Source organism: Streptomyces litchfieldiae (genome assembly GCF_031845365.1).
Classification (GTDB): Bacteria; Actinomycetota; Actinomycetes; order Streptomycetales; family Streptomycetaceae; genus Streptomyces; species Streptomyces litchfieldiae.
The window spans coordinates 51182-68558 of the sequence record NZ_JAVREL010000033.1; the positions used below are offsets into that span (position 1 = coordinate 51182).

Consider the following 17377-nt stretch of genomic DNA (forward strand, 5'->3'; position numbering starts at 1 on the left):
CCCCGCCATGCTGATGACGTTCTTCTCCTCTGCCACCTGGGAGTCCTGGGGGCTATCGAGCCAACCGGTCATCCCGGACCGGATGCCGATCCTGCTTGATGACGACCTCCTCTTCGAGGACTCGGCCGGTCCTCGCGTCACGACCGTGATCAACCGGTGGGCCCAGGAACTCCCGGCGAAGGGCTGCCCGGCCCCGAATTCCTGGGAAACCTACGTTCGGGTTGTGCGGGACTGGACGCTCTTCTTGGCCAGCCGGGGCATCCAGCTCTTTGACAGTCGACGCGAGTTGAGACGCGGTCTGAGCGCCTACGCCGTACACCGCGCGTGCGGCCCACTGAAGGAACGGTTCGCAGCATCCACCTGGAACCAGCACATGAGCATCCTGTCCCTGTTCTACGGGTGGGCCGAGGACGAAGAACTCACAACCGCGGTGCCGTTCACCTACAAGCAGGCCGTCACGGCGTACGGCGACCAGGTGCGCCTGCAGTCGGTGAACCTCTCCAAACGGCGGACGCCGAAGCCCCACGTGACGATCAAGTACTTCGAGAAGGGCTTCGAGGACACGTTCCTGAAGGGGCTGGGCGGTCTGCGCCCGGACGGCACCGAGGACGCTCTCTACCGGGGCCGGACGACGGCACGCAACTCGGCGGTGGGCGGCTACGTATTGTCCAGCGGGCTGCGGCGCCAGGAGTTCACGTACATGTTGGAGTGCGAGGTTCCGCCGTTGCCGCCCCGCCGGACCGCGCTGCCGATCTGGGTGCCGGTTCCGGCCGGAGTCACGAAGGGTCGGAAGTTCCGCACCACGTGGACGACATACGACCCACTCGCCCGGCTGCACCAGTACTTGCGGCTGCAGCGTGCCGTGGCGGTGACTCGCTCGTCATGGATACCGCCGGCCAAATGGGGTTCGCCTCTGGTGGCGACCGAGGCAGACGAGGTCGGTGGCCGGGTCGATGGCGAGCGCGTGCTGTGGGCCGAGTTGACGCCTCCGGAACGCCGGTGTCTGGTCCGGCCGGACGGCGGCTCGCTGCTGCTGGCCGTGCAGAGTGACGGGAGTCCGTTTCGCGACTGGCCGACGGTCTTCAAGCGGACCTCGGAGCGGATCAGGGATCGATTCGATCCGCGTTTCCCGCACACGGCCCCGCACCGATGTCGTCATACGTTCGCGATCAGGACCCTCGAAATGCTGATCGGCGGCTATTACGCCCAGGTCGCGAAGCTCGTCAGGGACACCGACGCGGACGCGGCCCTGGCGCTCTACCTGCGCAAGAACGACCCGGTGATGATCCTGCGTGACCTCCTCGGTCATACCAGCACTCTCACCACGGAGGTGTACCTCCGGCGCCTGGACACCACCCGGATCTACCGCGAGGCATACGAGCGTGCGGGCCACGACCACGGTCTGCTCGCCGAGGCCGAACGCGAGGCCGATGCCGAGTTCGACAACTTTGACGAGGACGATATCTGATGCCCGCGGAGATCCTGGAGAACCCTCTGCGCCTGTTCTGCACGTTCACCCGCGGCACCACGTCGACCTTGAACGTCGACGACTCGATGAACCCCGTGCTGGTCCGCGAGTTGCTGACGGGCCTGGTCTACCTCATGCACCCACACGGCCCGGGTGATTCACACCGGACCGCGGAGAAGTACAAGGGGACCATCGACTGGTTCGTCGGCGAACTGGCGAAGCGCGGTCATCGGGGCGGAGCGGCCGAGCTGACCCGCACGGGACTCGCAGCCCTGTGGTGGGAGGCGGGAAATCGACGGGAGTCGGAGAGCCGCCGCATGCTCGCCGCCCTGGACGCCGAGACTCCCGTGCTGGCGTCAGATGTCCGGGAGCTTGTCCAAGGGCGTCTTTACAACCGGCACCCGAACAGTGAACCGCTGCCGCCCTACGACGAAGTTGCCTGGGCAGGGCTGACTCGTGCAGCCCGAACGATAGCCAAGGAGTCATGGGCTGCGTACCGAGCGGCCAGAGCAACGGCAGAGGCCGGCCAGGACCCCTACGTGCACGGCTGGACCAGAGAGAACATCTTCTGGTTGATGGTGCACCACGGCCCGGTGACGACACGGGAGTTGGGTGAACGCGCCGGATTGTCGCACGAGCAGATGCGCTTTCGGATCGGCCGTGACCGTCAGCGCTTCTTCGTGGAAGCACGCGAAACGCTCTTCCCCAGCCCCCGTGTCGTCATCGCCTACCAAGTGCTGTTCGGCGTGTACAGCGGCATCGTGCCGGACGGCATCGCCGATCTGGGCATCGACGGACTTGACTGGGCCGGCGACAGCACCGTCCTGGTCCGATACATCAAGGGCCGTACGTCCGAGGAGAGCATCACGCTGCCAGGCAAGGCGGTACGGCTGCTGGAACGGTGGCTCGAGTATGCCGAACTGGCGAGGTCACACTGCCCACCGCAGCTGCGCAACGGGCTATGGCTGTGGCTCGCCTACACCTCGCGTCGCACAGGCGAGGAGGGCCTCGGGCCGTGGCGGTACGGGCGCCCCTACAAGTCCACCGTCGTCGACTGGTCCCGGAATTCGGGAGTGATCGACGCCAACGGGGCACCGGTGACAGTGCACCGTCACCGGATCCGCACGACGTTCGAGTCACACCGGGACCGCTCTTCCTGGATCGGTAGCCGGCGCTCGACGATCGACCCCAACCACACCCCGGGAGTGGAAGGCGACCACTACCTGTCCTCCATGACCGAGGCCCAGCAGAACGCGCTGGAAGACATCGTCGAGCAGGCCCAAGGCGATCTGCTCCGCAGGGGTCAACCGCCCATGGTGCTGTCGGACGAGCAGGTCGCCGACCTGGCCCGTCAGTTCCCGCAGCTGGTCAGCGAACTTGAGTTGGACGATCGGGCGATCGCTGAACTCGTGGGTGGCCAGCGCGATGTGTTCGTGGCGTCCTGCGCCGATCCGACCGCCGGCGTGCACGGCCCGAAGGGACAGCCGTGCCCGGCCCGCCCCTGGGTGTGCCTGCTGTGTCCACTCGCCCTGTTCACACCGCGCCACGCGGCGAACCTCCTGCGCATGAAGGCGTTCTTCGCCAGGCAGTGGCAGCAGATGCCCGCCGCGCAGTTCATGGCCGTCTTCGGCCACTACGCCCAGCGCATCGAGGACGTCCTGATCAAGTACGACCCCACGCAGCTCGCCGCGGCTGCCGCTCAGGTCACCGACACCGACGCCGAGATACCGCTCCTGCCCGAGGAGAGCACCCTGTGAGCACCACATCCCTGACCGAGGCACCGCTGCACGGAGCCGCACCGTCGCCCTTCGCCGGGGCGGACATCTGCGGCCTGGCTGGCTTCGTCCTGCCCATCGGGGCGGCCCGCTCGGTCTTCGAGGACGACGTGTGGGTGTTCACCCAGGTCATTGGGATTCCCGCCTACGTGGCGAAGTGCGCACGGCGCCTGGACTTCTCGGGGATCATCAATGCGCGGTGGAAGACGGTCGCCAAGGAGTACATCGCCGCCCAGATGGCCCCCGGGCACGAGGCGGTCCGGACGCTGCCGTACGCCAACCGGACGGTCCGTGTCGTCAACGGCCTCTACGCTGAGCTGCTGGAACTGGTCCGGTGGTTGAACTGGCTGACCGCCCAGGGGGTCACCGAACTCGGCGAGGTCACCGAACACCACTGCAAGTCCTTCGCCCAGTACCGCGCCACCCACCGCCCTAACGGCAAGAAGACACATGATCGCCCCAGCGTCCGCAGAGCGGTCGAGCTGACGATCATCGGGCTGGCCCGCTACGGCGAGTTGTTCAGCACCGACCGCTACCACCCCGGGCTACGGCCGTTCCCGGGACAGGCCACCAGCAAGCCCAGCGGCAACGCGAACAAGACGCCGCCGGTCGCGGATCCGACGTTCCAGCCGCTCCTGAGTGCAGCCCTCTACCTCGTCCAGACCCTGGCCCCGCCCCTGCTCCGTGAACTTGGCGCCAAGCGGCGCTATGTCGCCCATCGGGCAACGCTGCCCGCAACACGTATCGATCTGGACGAACTCGGGGCGGTCATTCGCCGCCATGTCGAAGAGCAGCGCCCCTTCGACCGGAACGTCAACTGGGCCAAGGCCCGGAAGTGGATCAGCCACGACGACCCGTTGAGTCAGGTCAACCTCTACGCGCTCGCCGCAGAAGCCGGTCAGAGGGAAATCCTCCCTTCCGAGCTGTCGTTGGTGCGCGACATGCTGGAAGCGGCGGTAGCTGCCGTTGGAATCGAGGAACCCTTCTGCCGCGACGCCAGCATGGTGGAGCGAGCCGACGGCCATGGAGAGGTGCCCTGGTCGGGGCCGCTGTCCGAGCGCGGCCTACGGGCACTCACCGGCGTGGTGAAAACCGCCGCGCACGTGGTCATCGTGGCGCTTTCCGGCATGCGCCAGAGCGAACTACGTGAGATGAACGTCGGATGCCGCGTTCCCCCCATCGAGTCCGGCCCGGGGCTGAGGAGGTACAAGCTGGCGAGCCGGGTCATCAAGGGCAAACCGCTCGGCGGCGTTCCCGATGAGTGGGTCGTGATCTGGGAGGCGTACCAGGCAGCCGAGGTTGCCGAGCAACTCCTGGGCCCGGACGCCGAGATCGGTGACCCCCTGCTCACCTCGCCACTCGACAACAACCGCTTCACGCTGTTCCGCCAGTGGGTCAACGGTCCCGCAGGACAGGTCCTGGGGCTGGCTCCGATCCCGGAAGGGCAACTGACGACGAGGATGCTCAGGCGCACACTCGCCTTGGAGATCGCCTACCGTCCCGGTGGTCTGTTGGCCGCAAAGGTGCAGCTCAAGCACTTGTCCGTGGTGACCACGGAAGGATATGCGGCCCGTCCGGGCGGGGCCCAGGCCAAGTTCCTCGCGGAGGTCAACGCCGAGGAGGCGGAGCGTAACAAGGACCTCGTGCTGACCGAATACCGACGCTATCAGCAAGGCGAGATGCCGTCAGGTCCCGGCGCCCGCGATCTGATCAGCTTCTTCGCCAGCGTCGACGGGAAGCTGGCCCGCGCCGCCGCCAAGGACCCCACGGTCGTCGGCAGCGACCAGGAGGTCAGAGCCCTCCTCGCCGAGATCGCCGACGTCCTGCACCTGGGCGTGGCGAACTACTGCTGGTTCATCGACCCCTCCAAGGCGTTGTGCCTGAAGCTGGCCGGCACCCCGAACGCGACGAAGCCGCTGGCGGGCATGTGCGATTCCGCCCGCTGCCCGCAGGCCACTCACCATCCCTGCCACCGCCCGGTGTGGGCCGAGAGCGTGCGGACCAAGCAGGTCTTCATCGGGTCGATCGGCCGCAACCACAAGACCGAAAAGGCCCGATTGCAGGCTGACTTGGATCGGGACGTGAAGGTCCTGGCCTCGATCGACGCCGCTGCCGCGTAAGGAGAAACCCCACTTAATGGCTCGAATCAGCGCAGAGACCCGCGCCCGCAACGAGGAGGCCGTCCGAGCCGCGATGGATCGGCTCCTGAAGGGCGACTTCCCGCCCGGCGGCAGCTGCGACTTGAAGACACTGGCCGCCGAAGCCGGTGTGACCCGCACCGCGTTCTATCCGAAGAAGAACCGTGACGGCACCACCCGCCCGGGCCCCTACCAGCACCTCGCCGAAGAGTTCGAGCGGCGCCTTCGTGCTCTGCAGGAGGCCGGAGAGGTCGTCGACCCGCGGATCGCGCAGATCGAAAGGCTCAAGGCCCAGGTCGCCGAGTTCAAGGAACGCCTGGCTCAGCGGGACGAGACCATTGCCGAGCTCACCACGTTCAAGGAACTCGCCGTCTCGCGCCTGGCCGCACAGCACGACGAGATCGTGCGTCTACGGGAACAGGCCGTAGCCCTCGGCAACGTCCGCCGTCTGCCCGCCGCCCGCCCCGGGACGGCCCCGTACGGATCGTGCAGCTGAGCCACATCTAGGACGGGTCCGGACACGGCGAGGGAGCCCGTCGGTGTAGCCTGCCGTGTTCCCTCGCCGTCCGCACCAACGGCCCCCTCAAGGGTGACGTTGATCGAAGGCCCGTCGATGGGCAGATCGTGGTGTTCATGCAGGTCACGGCCCCGAATGCCTTCCCGGGATGCTCGTTGAAGGCGGTCGCGATGCACTGAATAGACGGTGGCACGGTGTTGTCGACGCGTATGCGGTTTTTGATACGCGGACGATATGTGCCCGCTCGTAACATCGAGAGCATGCGTGTGCTGATCGTCGAGGACGAACCCTATATGGCGGAAGCCATCCGCGATGGCCTGCGCCTGGAAGCCATCGCGGCCGACCTCGCGGGCGACGGCGACATCGCCCTGGAAATGCTGAGCATCAACAGATACGACATCGCCGTCCTCGACCGCGACATCCCCGGCCCTTCCGGTGACGAGATCGCCAAACGCATCGTCGCCTCGGGCAGCGGCATGCCGATCCTCATGCTGACCGCGGCCGACCGCCTCGACGACAAGGCATCCGGCTTCGAACTCGGCGCCGACGACTACCTCACGAAACCGTTCGAACTGCAGGAACTCGTCCTCAGGCTCCGGGCACTCGACCGCAGGCGTGCCCACAGCCGGCCTCCGGTCCGTGAGATCGCAGGGCTGCGGCTGGATCCGTTCCGACGCGAGGTCTACCGGGACGGCCGCTACGTCGCGCTGACGCGCAAGCAGTTCGCCGTACTCGAGGTCCTCATCGCCGCCGAGGGCGGTGTCGTCAGCGCCGAGGAACTTCTGGAGCGCGCGTGGGATGAGAACGCCGATCCGTTCACCAATGCTGTCCGAATCACCGTCTCAGCACTGCGCAAGCGTCTCGGTGAGCCGTGGATCATCGCCACGGTCTCCGGCGTCGGCTACCGAATCGATGCATAGCCGCAGGACGGAGCCGGGGAAGAGAACCATGGATAGAGCGCCTGGATTGAGTGTCCGCCTCAAGCTCACCCTCAGCTACGCCGGATTCCTCATGCTCGCCGGTGCCTTGGCGCTCGCCGCCGCAGGAGTGTTCCTCCTGCAACAGGGGTGGTTGCAAACCAACGAACAGGGGGCATGGAAAAGAAACCCGGTCATCGACTTCGTGCAGGGTTTCGCGCCAACGGCAGCCGCAATAATGGTGTTCCTCCTCGTGTTCGGTCTCCTGGGAGGATGGATCCTCGCCGGTCGTATGCTCGCCCCCCTGGCTCGCATCACCAACGCCACCCGCACGGCCGCTACGGGATCGCTCTCGCACCGTATCCAGATGCCGGGCCGCCAGGACGAGTTCCGCGAACTTGCCGACGCCTTCGACGCGATGCTCGCACGGCTTGAAGCACACGTCGCCGAGCAGCAGAGATTCGCGGCAAACGCCTCGCACGAACTACGCACCCCGCTGGCCATCTCGAAGTCACTCCTCGACGTGGCCCGCACCGATCCATCACACGACACCGGCGAAGTCCTCGACCGCCTCCAAGCTGTCAATACCCGAGCGATCGACCTCACTGAAGCGTTGCTCTTGCTCAGCCGAGCCGACCAGCGATCCTTCACCCGGGAACAGGTCGACCTGTCCCTCATGGCGGAAGAAGCCACCGAAACGCTGCTCTCCCTCGCGGAAAAGAACGGCGTCACCATCGAGACCCGCGGCGACATCACCCCCGCGAGCGGATCGCCGGCGCTCCTGCTGCAACTGACCATGAACCTCGTGCACAACGCGATCGTCCACAATCTGTCTGAACAGGGCAGGGTGTGGGTCACTACCGGCGTCCACTCCGGCACCGTGATACTCACGGTCGAAAACACCGGCGAGAAACTGCCTCCACACCTGGTCTCGACGCTCACCGAACCATTCCAGAGGGGCACCGAGCGCATCCACGCCAACCAGACGGGCGTCGGCCTCGGCTTGGCCATCGTCACATCCATCACTCGCGCACACGACGGCACCCTCACCCTCACCCCGCGCGACACCGGCGGCCTGCGCATCACGGTGGAACTGCCCGCACGCACGTCCCCGCGGTCGTGATATGCGCCCCGCCGACTATGCGGGTGGTGCGGCCGTGTCGACGTACGCCAGGATCTGCCGGATGTCCCACGCGTGCTGCGCGGCATCGTGAGCATTCTTGTAGAAGCAGGCCCGGCCCAGCAGATCCTGGTCGAAGCCGGGCAACGAGCGCGATCCCGAGAGGCGTGCTCCGGCCAGCCGCTCCGCCAGTTGCGCGGGCTGTCCATGCCGTGGCTGACGTACGCCGTTCCGGCCTTCAGGACGCCGCTCGTCGCCCCGGCGTCCCTCGACCTGGTCCATGGCGACGTCCGGCGTCAGCGACCAGTCGAAACCGCAGCCGCTGGTCGGTGCCTCGGCGACCTCACGCGGTCCGAGCGGCGATCTCCGACAGGACGCCGTGTCCGACCTCGGCGGAGAGGCCGTGGTAGCGGCGGAAGTTGTCAATCAGCGGGTTCCAGACCCCGGGGGGCGGCATGGACGCGCGGCGTCTCACACTCGACACTGAAGCAACCGCCCTCCGCACCCGACGAGGGCGCAGGCGCGCGCCTCCAGCTGTAGGACGTACTCAGTGACGCGTGGCGGGGTCACGAGATCGACGTCGGAGGGGATGAAGCCTGCGGCGCGAACTTGTCGGGTTCGTGCCGGTACACCACGCGCCTACTCTCCGGCCCCGGGTCGACCCCGGTGAGCGGGACGCGGCGCTCCACCTGTTCCCAGAGGTCCGGCACGGCGACGTTGAGCACCAGCTCGGGCGTACGGCGAGGTTGCGCGGCGTCCGGCTCGCAACGCCGAGGCCAAGGACCACGTTCTGGCCCAGAACCCAAGCGGAGGAGATCGGGGCGGTGTTGGCGGTTTCGTCGTCGTTCTCGGTGGTCAACAGGACCACGAGCATGCCGAAGTACAGGATGCTCTCGGCCGGATCGCACGGTGGTTTCGTCCGTCATAGGCCAGGACGCTGAGGTCAAGGCCCTTCGGCCGGCGTCGAAGCGTCGCCCGCCGACTATGGCCGGGTGACCAGCACCGACACCTTCGCCGAAGAACCCGATCTAGCCTCCTTGGGTGCCCTGCTGACGGATCGCACCAGCGCCGCCATGTGCCTAGCCCTGCTCGACGGCCGTGCCTGGACGGCCGCCGACCTGGACCGGCCCGCCGGGGTGGCGCCGTTCACCGCGAACAGCCACCGCGACCGGCTGGTGGCCTGCTGGGCGAACACCGCGCGGGCCGGCAAAGCGGGCCGACAACGTATCAGCGGCGTATCGAAAACTGCATACGCGCCGGCAACACCCTGTTTCCTTGAATAGAGGCATGACCTACAGCGAACCAGTGGGAATCACCGCTTTCGGATGCGGGCGGGACGAAGCCGCACGGTTCCGTGAGCTGGCGCCCCGATTCGGAGTGACGCTGACGATCACAGAATCCGCGGTGTCGGAGGAGACCGCCCATCTGGCATCCGGAAACCGGTGCATCAGCGTCGGACACAAGACCCGGATCACCCCGGCGACACTTCGTGCGCTGAGCCGAGTCGGCGTCTCCTACATCTCCACAAGAAGCATCGGGTACGACCACATCGACGTGGATTATGCGGGCCGCATCGACATTTCCGTCGGGAACGTCTGCTATTCCCCCGACAGCGTCGCCGACTACACGGTGATGATGCTGCTGATGGCGGTGCGCCACGCCAAGTCCACCGTCCGCCGCGCGGATGTGCACGACTACCGGCTGCACGACGTACGAGGGAAAGAGCTGCGCGACCTGACCGTCGGCGTGGTCGGGACGGGGCGCATCGGCACGGCCGTCATGGAAAGGCTCCGCGCATTCGGATGCCGGATATTGGCGTACGGAAATCGTGCCGGTGAATCCGGCGACCCCGGCGACGAGGTGTCGCTCGATGAATTGCTGAGGTCGAGCGACGTCGTCACGCTCCATGCGCCGCTCAACGCCGAGACACACCACCTTCTCGACCGTGAGCGCATCCAGCGGATGAAACCCGGCGCGTTCGTGGTCAACACCGGGCGCGGTGCCCTCATCGACACGACCGCGCTGGTCGCGGCACTGGAGGACGGACGCCTGGGTGGTGTCGCCCTCGACGTCGTCGAGGGCGAGGAAGGCGTGTTCTACACCGACCGACGGAACGCGCCCATCGACAGCAAGCCACTGCTGCGGCTGCAGGAAATGCCGAACGCGTTCATCAGTCCGCACACCGCGTATTACACGGACCGCGCCCTGAGCGACACGGTCGAGAACTCGATCACCAACTGCCTGGAATTCGAAAGCAGGAATCAGCATGCCTAAGGCCAAGCTTCAGGTCGGAATCCTCTTCGGAGGCTGCTCGGAGGAACACCCCATCTCCATCAAGTCCGCGCAGGAGATCGCGCGGAACCTCGACCCGGACACGTACGAGCCGTACTTCATCGGGATCACGCGCAACGGCGCCTGGAAACTCTGCGAGGGCCCCGCCGCGGACTGGGAGAGCGGCGCATACCGGCCCGCCGCGCTGTCCCCAGACCGCGGCGTGCGCGGACTGCTCGTCCTCGATCAGGGGAAGTACGAGACGATCGGCCTGGATGTCGTGGTGCCCGTCCTGCACGGCAAGCTCGGGGAGGACGGCGCGATCCAGGGCCTGCTCGAGCTGTCCGGAATCCCGTACGTGGGCTGCGACGTCCAGAGTTCCGCGCTGGGCATGGACAAGTCCCTCGCCTATGTCGTCGCTGCCAGCGCCGGAATCGCCACGCCGAATTTCTGGACGGTCGCGGCAGGCGAGGACATCGACGCTGACCGGCTCACCTATCCCGTCTTCGTGAAGCCGGCCCGCTCGGGATCGTCCTTCGGGGTCAGCAAGGTGGCGAATGCGGAAGAACTGCCGGCCGCGCTGGACGTCGCCCGGCGGTACGACACGAAAGTCCTGGTCGAGGAGACGGTCGTCGGCAGCGAGGTCGGCTGCGCCATCCTGGGCTGCGGAACGGACCTGACCGCGGGAGAAGTCGACCGCATCGCCCTGTCCCACGGATTCTTCCGGGTCCACCAGGAGGACGAACCCGAGACCGGCTCCGACAATTCGACGCCGATCGTCCCCGCCGACATTCCGGCTGAATCCCGGGCACGCGTCCAGGAAACGGCAAAGGCCGTCTACCGCGCCCTGGGCTGCAGCGGACTCGCCCGCGTGGACCTGTTCCTCAAGGACGACGGACAGGTCGTCCTCAACGAGGTCAACACCTTCCCCGGCATGACCTCGTACAGCCGCTATCCGAGGATGATGGCCGCCGCCGGGGTTCCGCTGTCAGAAGTGATCGACCGCCTGGTGACCGGGACACTGCACCGGCCCCTGACCCCGACGGAGCCGGCCGATGCGTAACGACTTCGTCTTCATAGACGAGTACATGCCTGGGGTCCGCTGGGACGCCAAGTACGCCACCTGGGACAACTTCACCGGAAAGCCGGTCGACGGATACCTGGCCAATCGCATCGTCGGCACCAGGGCCCTGTGCGCGGCATTGCAGACCGCACGAGAAGAGGCGGCCGCGCGCGGATTCGGCCTGCTCCTCTGGGACGGCTACCGCCCGCAACGCGCCGTGGACTCTTTCCTGCGCTGGTCCAAGCAGCCGGAGGACGGCCGCACCAAGCACCGCCACTACCCCAAGATCGACCGGCCCGAGATGTTCGAGAACGGATATGTGGCCGCCAAGTCGGGCCACACCCGCGGCAGTACCGTCGACCTGACGCTGTACCACCTGGAAAGCGGCGACCTCGCCGCCATGGGTGGCGACCACGATCTGATGGACTCGGTCTCGCACCACGGAGCGGAAGGAATCTCGCGGGCCGAGGCGGACAACCGCAGGCGCCTTCGCTCCATCATGGAGAACAGCGGATTCAGCTCCTACGCCTGCGAATGGTGGCATTACACGGTCAAGGACGAGCCCTACCCGGACACCTATTTCGACTTTCCCATCACACAGGTGATTCTGGGATGAATACGGCGAGGCTCCGGCGGTCCGGCCGGAGCCTCGGCCCGTACCCGGACGCCGAGCGGCGAGGGCGAGCCCCCACCAGAGCCCACCACGTATCGCCGGCGTATCGAAAACCGCATACGCGCCGGCAACACCCCGCCGCCTTCACTGGAGCCATGACGCAGAGCCAGCCATCCCTCGCCCCGCTCCCCCTCTCCCTCTCCGAGATCGCCGCGCTCGTCGGCGGCCGGGTCACAGGTGACGCGACCGTCACAGTGAGTGCGCCGGCCGTACTCGACAGCCGGCACGGCGAACCGGGCGGTCTCTTCGTCGCCATGGCCGGTGAGCGCGTCGACGGCCACGACTACGCCAGCCGCACCCGTGCGACCGCCGTGCTCGGCTCGCGGCCGACACCGCTCCCCACCGTCGTCGTCGACGACGTACCGGCCGCACTGCAGACACTCGCCGCCCACGGCGTGGCCCGGCTGCGCGAGCGGCTGACCGTCGTCGCGGTGACGGGCTCGCAGGGCAAGACCAGCACCAAGGACCTGCTGTCCGTGGTCCTTTCGGGCGCCGGGCCGACCGTAGCCACACACGGTTCGTACAACAACGAACTCGGCGTGCCCCTAACCATGCTGCGCGCCGACGCGCACACCCGCTTCCTCGCCCTCGAAATGGGCGCCCGCCACCTCGGCGACATAGCCCACCTCACCGGCCTGGTCGCACCCGACATCGCGGTCGTGCTCAACGTCGGCCAGGCCCACATCGGGGAGTTCGGCTCGCGCGCGGCCATTGCACGGACCAAGGGCGAACTCGTGCGCGGCCTCGCACCCGGCGGCACCGCCATCCTCAACGCCGACGACCCCCGCGTCGTCGCGATGCGCGCGCTGACCGACGGGCCGGTCCTGACCTTCGGCCGCGCCGAACACGCCGACGTGCGTATCCAGGACCTGGTCCTCGACCGCCTGGGCCGGGCGACCTTCACGCTACGCACCTCCGGCGCCTCGGCCCGTGTCACGCTGCCGCTCGTGGGCGCCCACCAGGCACTCAACGCGGCGGCCGCCGCCGCGGCGGGACTCGCGGCCGGCATCCCCCTGGTCACCTCGGCGGTGGCCCTCAGCACCGCCTCACTGTCCAGGTGGCGCATGGAGCTCCGCACCCTGGCCTGCGGCGCGACCCTGCTCAACGACTCCTACAACGCCAACCCCGACTCCACCCGAGCCGCCCTGGACACGCTCGCAGCCATCGCAGGCCGCCGCCGTATCGCCGTACTCGGCGCGATGCTCGAACTCGGCGCCGACAGCGAGGCCGAACACCGAGCGGTGGGCGAATACGCAGCCGCGCGCGCCGACCTGGTGGCCGTCGTCGGCGGAACCGCCCGTCCCGTCGCCGACGCCGCAGGGGAGCGGGCGATCGCGTTCACCGACAACCGAGCGGCCGTCGACTGGCTGCGCGAGATCCTAACCGGCGGCGACATCGTCCTTGTGAAGGCGTCGCGCGGCGCCCGCCTCGACGAGGTGGCCGCCGCACTCGGGTAACCGCGCAGCGCGGGGCTCAGCGCCCGCGCCGCCGCATGTACAGGTCGAACGCGCGGTAGACCAGCGGTCGCAGCGGCAGATCCCACTCCCCGACGTACCGCACCGCCCGCCCCCCGGTGCCGACCTTGAACCGGATCAGGCCCACCTGCGGATCAGCGGCGTCGAGCGTCGGCGTGATGCCCCGCAGGTCGTACACATCGCAGCCCGCCGCCAAGGCGTCACGGATCATCGCCCACTGGCACGCGTTGGAACCCCGCACCTCACGCTTGGCCCTCGACGAGGCGCCGTACACGTACCAGGCGTGCGCGCCGACCCGCACCAGGATCGTGGCGGCCACCAACTCGCCCTCGTGGCACGCCAGATAGAGCGCGATCCGCCCGGGATCCTCGGCGCTCAACTCCGCGAACATTGTCTCGAAGTACGCTGGCGGCCGCGGCGTGAATCCGTCGCGCGCGGCGGTGTGCACGTACAGCTCGTGGAACGCCGCGAGGTCCGACTCGGCACCGACCGTGACCTCGACCCCCGTCTTCGCGGCCTTCTTGATGTTGCGGCGCCACTGCTGGTTCATGCCCTTCAGGACGTCGTCCTCGGACCTTCCCGCCAGCGGCACCTCGTACGTGAACTGCGGCTGGCCGGCCCCGAACCCGTCCTCAGGGCTCTGCGGCAGCCAGCCGGCCGCCCGGAGCCGTCGGCTCACCTCGGCACCGATCGGATCGACGTGCCCGTCGGGCAGTCTGGTGAGCCGCCGCACCCCCGGATCGGCCACGCCGTCCTTGACCTGCGCCGCATCCCAGGTGTGCGTCCGCACCGGCGGGCACAGCCGGATCGCGAACGCGCCGCGGGCCTTGAGATATGCCGCCAGCGGGTCGAGCCACGCACCGATGTCCCCGGACCAGTCGATGTCAGGACCCCACGGCAGATACGCGAGCGTGAACCGCGACAGCCCCGGTACCGGCCGGTGAAGGACAAGCCCCGCCCCCACAAGCCGTCCGCCGTCGAACCATCCGAGCGACTCACTGCGCCACTCCGTCTTCACCCGCCCCCACGCCGGGGTCTGCACAAAGTTCACCGACCGCCGCGCCCGCACGAAGGCCAGGTGTTCGGCGTCGCTGATCGGCGCGACGGTCAGCGTCACAGGGAGGGACAGGGGTGCTGGTTCGCGGTAGGACATGACGCCAGTCAAGTCGGCCCTGTGTTGCCGGCGCGTATCCGCTTTTCGATACGCCGAAGATATGCGCCGCTCAGGCGCTCCGCGCCTGTCACAGATAGTGCTGCTCACCGTCAGCGGCAACGTGAACGTTCCCTGGCCATCCGCACCACTGATAGCCCCAACGCCCCCTACACGGAAGGCCCCTGTGCCAGAACCCACACCTTCACCTATCGTTCCAGCTGACGTAGCACCCCCACGCAGACGTGATCTCAGTCACGCAGTCGCGCAGGACAAAGAGACAACATGCTTCGCTGCAACGCGACACAACAGGGACTCTCGACCCTCGCGTAAAGCGACATGACCTGTGTGGGACACAGCGCCTGCCGTCACAACGGACCGGGCGGCGCCGCCAAGGGCTACCACGATGCCGGATTCGAGGTGACCGGCGTTGATCTGGCCCCGCAGCCCCGCTACCCCTACCTGTTCTTCCAGGCTGATGCCCTGGAGTTCCTGGAAGCCTTCGGCGGGGAATTCGACCTGATCCACGCTTCTCCGCCGTGCCAGCGCTACACCAAGGCCCAGCAGATCCGGGGCAGGGAACACCCCGACGTGATCGAACCCCTGCGGGCCCTGCTCGTGGCCACCGGCCGTCCCTACGTGATCGAGAACGTGCCTGGCGCCCCGCTGCTGGCCCCGGTGGAACTGTGCGGCTCCATGTTCGGGCGGCGCACCTACCGTCATCGCCGGTTCGAGACCTCATTCCCCGTGGGGGTGCCGCACCACCCCAGGCACCTGGCGCCCAACGCCAAGATGGGGCGGCCCGTGCGTGAGGGCGAGTTCATGCACATCGTCGGCAACTTCTCCAACGTTCCCCTTGCCCGCGAGGTCATGGAAATGCCCTGGGCTACCCGCGAGGGCCTGCGGGAAGCCATCCCGCCCGCCTACACCCGCCACATCGCCCGGGAATTCCTCGCCCAGCACCCCGTGCGGCAGGAGACGGCCTGTGCCTGACACCGCCACCCTGGCGGTCCCGGACCCGGTCACCCTCGCCGACGCGCTGAGGGTGACCGGGGATCCCGGCTTCGACCGCTGGAAAGAACAGATCCGCCGCACCGGCGGCTGCGCCAGCCCCCTGCACCTGAGCGGCTGGACCCGCACCAAAGACCTCGCCACGGGCGAGATCCTCCACGAGTACAGCACCGCCACCGAGCCGGGCGGCAGGCTGCGGATCGCCTGCGGCAACCGCCGCGCTTCCCGCTGCCCGGCCTGCGCCTACACCTACGCCGGCGACACCTACCACCTGATCCGCGCCGGCCTTGCCGGAGACGACACCAAGGGCGTCCCCGCCACCGTGCGGGACCACCCCCGGGTCTTCGCCACCTTCACCGCGCCCTCCTTCGGCCCGGTCCACAACCGGCCCGGCAACCGGCCCTGCCGCTGCGGCACCACACACCCCGAAGACTCCCCCCAGCTCGGCACACCGCTGGATCCGGACACCTACGACTACCCGGCGGCCGTGCTGTTCAACAACCACGCCGGCGACCTGTGGCGCCGCTACACCAACCGCCTGCGCCGCGAAGTAGCCGCCCGCGCCGGACTGTCACAGCGAGAGCTGAAAGAGGTCTGCCGCATCTCCTACGGCAAGGTCGCCGAATTCCAGCGCCGCGGCGCCGTCCACTTCCACGCCGTCATCCGCATCGACGGACCCGCCGGCGCTGATGACCCTCCGCCCGCCTGGGCCACCCACACCCTCCTCACCGACGCCGTGAAAGCCGCAGCCATCCACCACTACACCACCGTGACCACCCCCCGCACCGGCGGCCAACCCGCCCGCACCCTGCGCTTCGGGGAACAGCTCGACATCCGCCCCATCAAGGCTCTGGGCGCCGGTGAGGAGCTGACCGAACAGGCCGTGGCCTCCTACGTCGCCAAGTACGCCACCAAAGCCGCAGAAACCACCGGCACCCTCGACCGCCGCATTGGCGAACTCGCCGAACTCGACCGCCACGACATTCCTGATCACACCCGGCGACTCATCCGGGCCTGCCGTGACCTCGACCGCGCCTACCCGGAACGGCGGCTGTGGGCCTGGGCCCACATGCTCGGCTTCCGCGGCCACTTCTCCACCAAATCCCGCCGCTACTCCACCACCCTCGGCGCCCTCCGCCAAGCACGCGCCGACTACCGCGCCACCGAACAACGCCAACTCCTCGGCCTCCCCGAAGACCAGGAAACCGTGCTCATCCTCGCCGACTGGCAATACGCCGGCTCCGGCCACAGCCCCGGCGAATCCTGGCTCGCCGCCACCAGAGCAATTGTCAATACCTGTGGATCATGAGGTAGTTCAGGCTGCGTGAGCTTCCTCGCGTTCGACGAGGATTCCGTTCTCGAACTTCGCGCCTGCGCGGACGAGGGCGACGAGGTGGGGTGCGGTGACCGCTCGCCAGCGTTCCTGGGCGGACTCGACGAGCTTGAACACCATTGCCAGCGCGGCGGCCGGGCTGCCCGCGCCGCGAGTGACCTTCGTCCGGAGTTTCACCGAGCTGAAGGTCGACTCGATCGGGTTTGTCGTCCTGAGATGGATCCAATGCTCGGCCGGGAAGTCGTAGAACGCCAGCAGTTCCTCGGCGTCGTCGGTGATCTTCGCGACGGCCTTGGGCCACTTCGCGCCGTAGGTCTTCGTGAAGGCCTCGATCGCCTTCTCGGCGTGGGCGCGGTCCTCGGCGTTGTAGATCTCCTGCATCGCCTTCGTCGCGCCGGGCTGCGCGGACTTCGGCAGGGCGTTCGTCACATTTCGGGCCTTGTGGACCCAGCACCGCTGATGACGC

The 17377-nt window shown here is 67.8% G+C and carries 18 protein-coding genes; 13 read left to right on the forward strand and 5 right to left on the reverse strand.

The features are described from left to right. Positions 1–7: 7 nt before the first annotated feature. From RM590_RS33755 to RM590_RS33780, 6 genes are all read left to right on the forward strand, one after another. Entirely contained in the window at positions 8–1468 is a 1461-nt protein-coding gene (locus RM590_RS33755) for a site-specific integrase (protein ID WP_311708616.1), read from the forward strand. After that, a complete protein-coding gene (locus RM590_RS33760) occupies positions 1468–3225 on the forward strand; it encodes a hypothetical protein (RefSeq protein ID WP_311708617.1) in 1758 nt (585 codons plus the stop codon). Before RM590_RS33755 ends, RM590_RS33760 begins: the two co-directional genes overlap by 1 nt. Next, positions 3222–5363 carry a site-specific integrase gene (locus tag RM590_RS33765; protein WP_311708618.1) on the forward strand — a complete coding sequence of 714 codons (2142 nt, stop codon included), beginning with the start codon at positions 3222–3224 and terminating at the stop codon, positions 5361–5363. Before RM590_RS33760 ends, RM590_RS33765 begins: the two co-directional genes overlap by 4 nt. 16 nt (positions 5364–5379) lie before the next feature. Then, complete coding sequence (locus tag RM590_RS33770) at positions 5380–5877, forward strand: hypothetical protein (protein WP_311708619.1); 498 nt, start codon at positions 5380–5382, stop codon at positions 5875–5877. 281 nt (positions 5878–6158) lie between these two features. Next, a complete protein-coding gene (vanR-Sc, locus tag RM590_RS33775) occupies positions 6159–6818 on the forward strand; it encodes a VanSc-type vancomycin resistance response regulator transcription factor VanR (RefSeq protein WP_311708620.1) in 660 nt (219 codons plus the stop codon). 28 nt (positions 6819–6846) lie between these two features. After that, positions 6847–7938 (forward strand): sensor histidine kinase, encoded by a 1092-nt coding sequence (locus tag RM590_RS33780; protein ID WP_311708621.1) that lies wholly within the window; start codon positions 6847–6849, stop codon positions 7936–7938. Between the two features lie 15 nt (positions 7939–7953). Here the strand turns inward: RM590_RS33780 and RM590_RS33785 are convergent, their stop codons facing one another. The 3 genes from RM590_RS33785 to RM590_RS33795 all read right to left on the reverse strand — a co-directional run bounded on the left by RM590_RS33785 (position 7954) and on the right by RM590_RS33795 (position 8660). Beyond that, complete coding sequence (locus RM590_RS33785; RefSeq protein WP_311708622.1) at positions 7954–8217, reverse strand: hypothetical protein; 264 nt, start codon at positions 8215–8217, stop codon at positions 7954–7956. Between the two features lie 61 nt (positions 8218–8278). Next, the gene (locus tag RM590_RS33790; RefSeq protein WP_311708623.1) at positions 8279–8410 is read right to left on the reverse strand and encodes a hypothetical protein; all 132 of its coding nucleotides are present in this window, start codon (positions 8408–8410) and stop codon (positions 8279–8281) included. Between the two features lie 91 nt (positions 8411–8501). Further along, positions 8502–8660: a hypothetical protein gene (locus RM590_RS33795; protein WP_311708624.1), complete on the reverse strand. Its 159-nt coding sequence runs from the start codon at positions 8658–8660 to the stop codon at positions 8502–8504. A 267-nt stretch (positions 8661–8927) separates the two neighbouring features. Here RM590_RS33795 and RM590_RS36125 point away from each other — a divergent pair, with 267 nt between their 5' ends. From RM590_RS36125 to RM590_RS33820, 5 genes are all read left to right on the forward strand, one after another. Next, positions 8928–9218: a hypothetical protein gene (locus tag RM590_RS36125; RefSeq protein WP_394814030.1), complete on the forward strand. Its 291-nt coding sequence runs from the start codon at positions 8928–8930 to the stop codon at positions 9216–9218. Between the two features lie 4 nt (positions 9219–9222). Then, positions 9223–10209: a D-isomer specific 2-hydroxyacid dehydrogenase family protein gene (locus RM590_RS33805; protein WP_311708625.1), complete on the forward strand. Its 987-nt coding sequence runs from the start codon at positions 9223–9225 to the stop codon at positions 10207–10209. After that, on the forward strand, positions 10202–11269 hold the full coding sequence (gene vanA, locus RM590_RS33810; protein ID WP_311708626.1) for a D-alanine--(R)-lactate ligase: 1068 nt from the start codon (positions 10202–10204) through the stop codon (positions 11267–11269). Before RM590_RS33805 ends, vanA begins: the two co-directional genes overlap by 8 nt. Next, positions 11262–11885: a D-Ala-D-Ala dipeptidase VanX gene (vanX, locus tag RM590_RS33815; RefSeq protein ID WP_311708627.1), complete on the forward strand. Its 624-nt coding sequence runs from the start codon at positions 11262–11264 to the stop codon at positions 11883–11885. The genes vanA and vanX overlap by 8 nt, the downstream gene beginning before the upstream one ends. Positions 11886–12037: 152 nt before the next feature. Beyond that, positions 12038–13399 carry a UDP-N-acetylmuramoyl-tripeptide--D-alanyl-D-alanine ligase gene (locus tag RM590_RS33820; protein WP_311708628.1) on the forward strand — a complete coding sequence of 454 codons (1362 nt, stop codon included), beginning with the start codon at positions 12038–12040 and terminating at the stop codon, positions 13397–13399. Between the two features lie 16 nt (positions 13400–13415). Here the strand turns inward: RM590_RS33820 and RM590_RS33825 are convergent, their stop codons facing one another. Continuing rightward, the gene (locus RM590_RS33825; RefSeq protein WP_311708635.1) at positions 13416–14570 is read right to left on the reverse strand and encodes a lipid II:glycine glycyltransferase FemX; all 1155 of its coding nucleotides are present in this window, start codon (positions 14568–14570) and stop codon (positions 13416–13418) included. A 336-nt stretch (positions 14571–14906) separates the two neighbouring features. Here RM590_RS33825 and RM590_RS33830 point away from each other — a divergent pair, with 336 nt between their 5' ends. Together RM590_RS33830 and repSA are read left to right on the forward strand one after the other, a co-directional pair. Further along, the gene (locus RM590_RS33830) at positions 14907–15560 is read left to right on the forward strand and encodes a DNA cytosine methyltransferase (RefSeq protein WP_311708629.1); all 654 of its coding nucleotides are present in this window, start codon (positions 14907–14909) and stop codon (positions 15558–15560) included. Further along, positions 15553–16887 carry a replication initiator protein RepSA gene (repSA, locus tag RM590_RS33835; protein WP_311708630.1) on the forward strand — a complete coding sequence of 445 codons (1335 nt, stop codon included), beginning with the start codon at positions 15553–15555 and terminating at the stop codon, positions 16885–16887. The genes RM590_RS33830 and repSA overlap by 8 nt, the downstream gene beginning before the upstream one ends. A gap of 6 nt (positions 16888–16893) precedes the next feature. Here the strand turns inward: repSA and RM590_RS33840 are convergent. Then, positions 16894–17377: transposase (locus tag RM590_RS33840; protein ID WP_311708631.1), on the reverse strand; the 484-nt coding region annotated here is incomplete at its 5' end.

Coding starts and splice junctions, on each gene's coding strand:
- RM590_RS33755 (WP_311708616.1), top strand. CDS start 8: ATGCTGATGACGTTCTTCTCCTCTGCCACCTGGGAGTCCTGGGGGCTA.
- RM590_RS33760 (WP_311708617.1), top strand. CDS start 1,468: ATGCCCGCGGAGATCCTGGAGAACCCTCTGCGCCTGTTCTGCACGTTC.
- RM590_RS33770 (WP_311708619.1), top strand. CDS start 5,380: ATGGCTCGAATCAGCGCAGAGACCCGCGCCCGCAACGAGGAGGCCGTC.
- vanR-Sc (WP_311708620.1), top strand. CDS start 6,159: ATGCGTGTGCTGATCGTCGAGGACGAACCCTATATGGCGGAAGCCATC.
- RM590_RS33780 (WP_311708621.1), top strand. CDS start 6,847: ATGGATAGAGCGCCTGGATTGAGTGTCCGCCTCAAGCTCACCCTCAGC.
- RM590_RS33785 (WP_311708622.1), bottom strand. CDS start 8,217: ATGGACCAGGTCGAGGGACGCCGGGGCGACGAGCGGCGTCCTGAAGGC.
- RM590_RS33805 (WP_311708625.1), top strand. CDS start 9,223: ATGACCTACAGCGAACCAGTGGGAATCACCGCTTTCGGATGCGGGCGG.
- vanA (WP_311708626.1), top strand. CDS start 10,202: ATGCCTAAGGCCAAGCTTCAGGTCGGAATCCTCTTCGGAGGCTGCTCG.
- vanX (WP_311708627.1), top strand. CDS start 11,262: ATGCGTAACGACTTCGTCTTCATAGACGAGTACATGCCTGGGGTCCGC.
- RM590_RS33820 (WP_311708628.1), top strand. CDS start 12,038: ATGACGCAGAGCCAGCCATCCCTCGCCCCGCTCCCCCTCTCCCTCTCC.
- RM590_RS33825 (WP_311708635.1), bottom strand. CDS start 14,570: ATGTCCTACCGCGAACCAGCACCCCTGTCCCTCCCTGTGACGCTGACC.
- RM590_RS33830 (WP_311708629.1), top strand. CDS start 14,907: ATGACCTGTGTGGGACACAGCGCCTGCCGTCACAACGGACCGGGCGGC.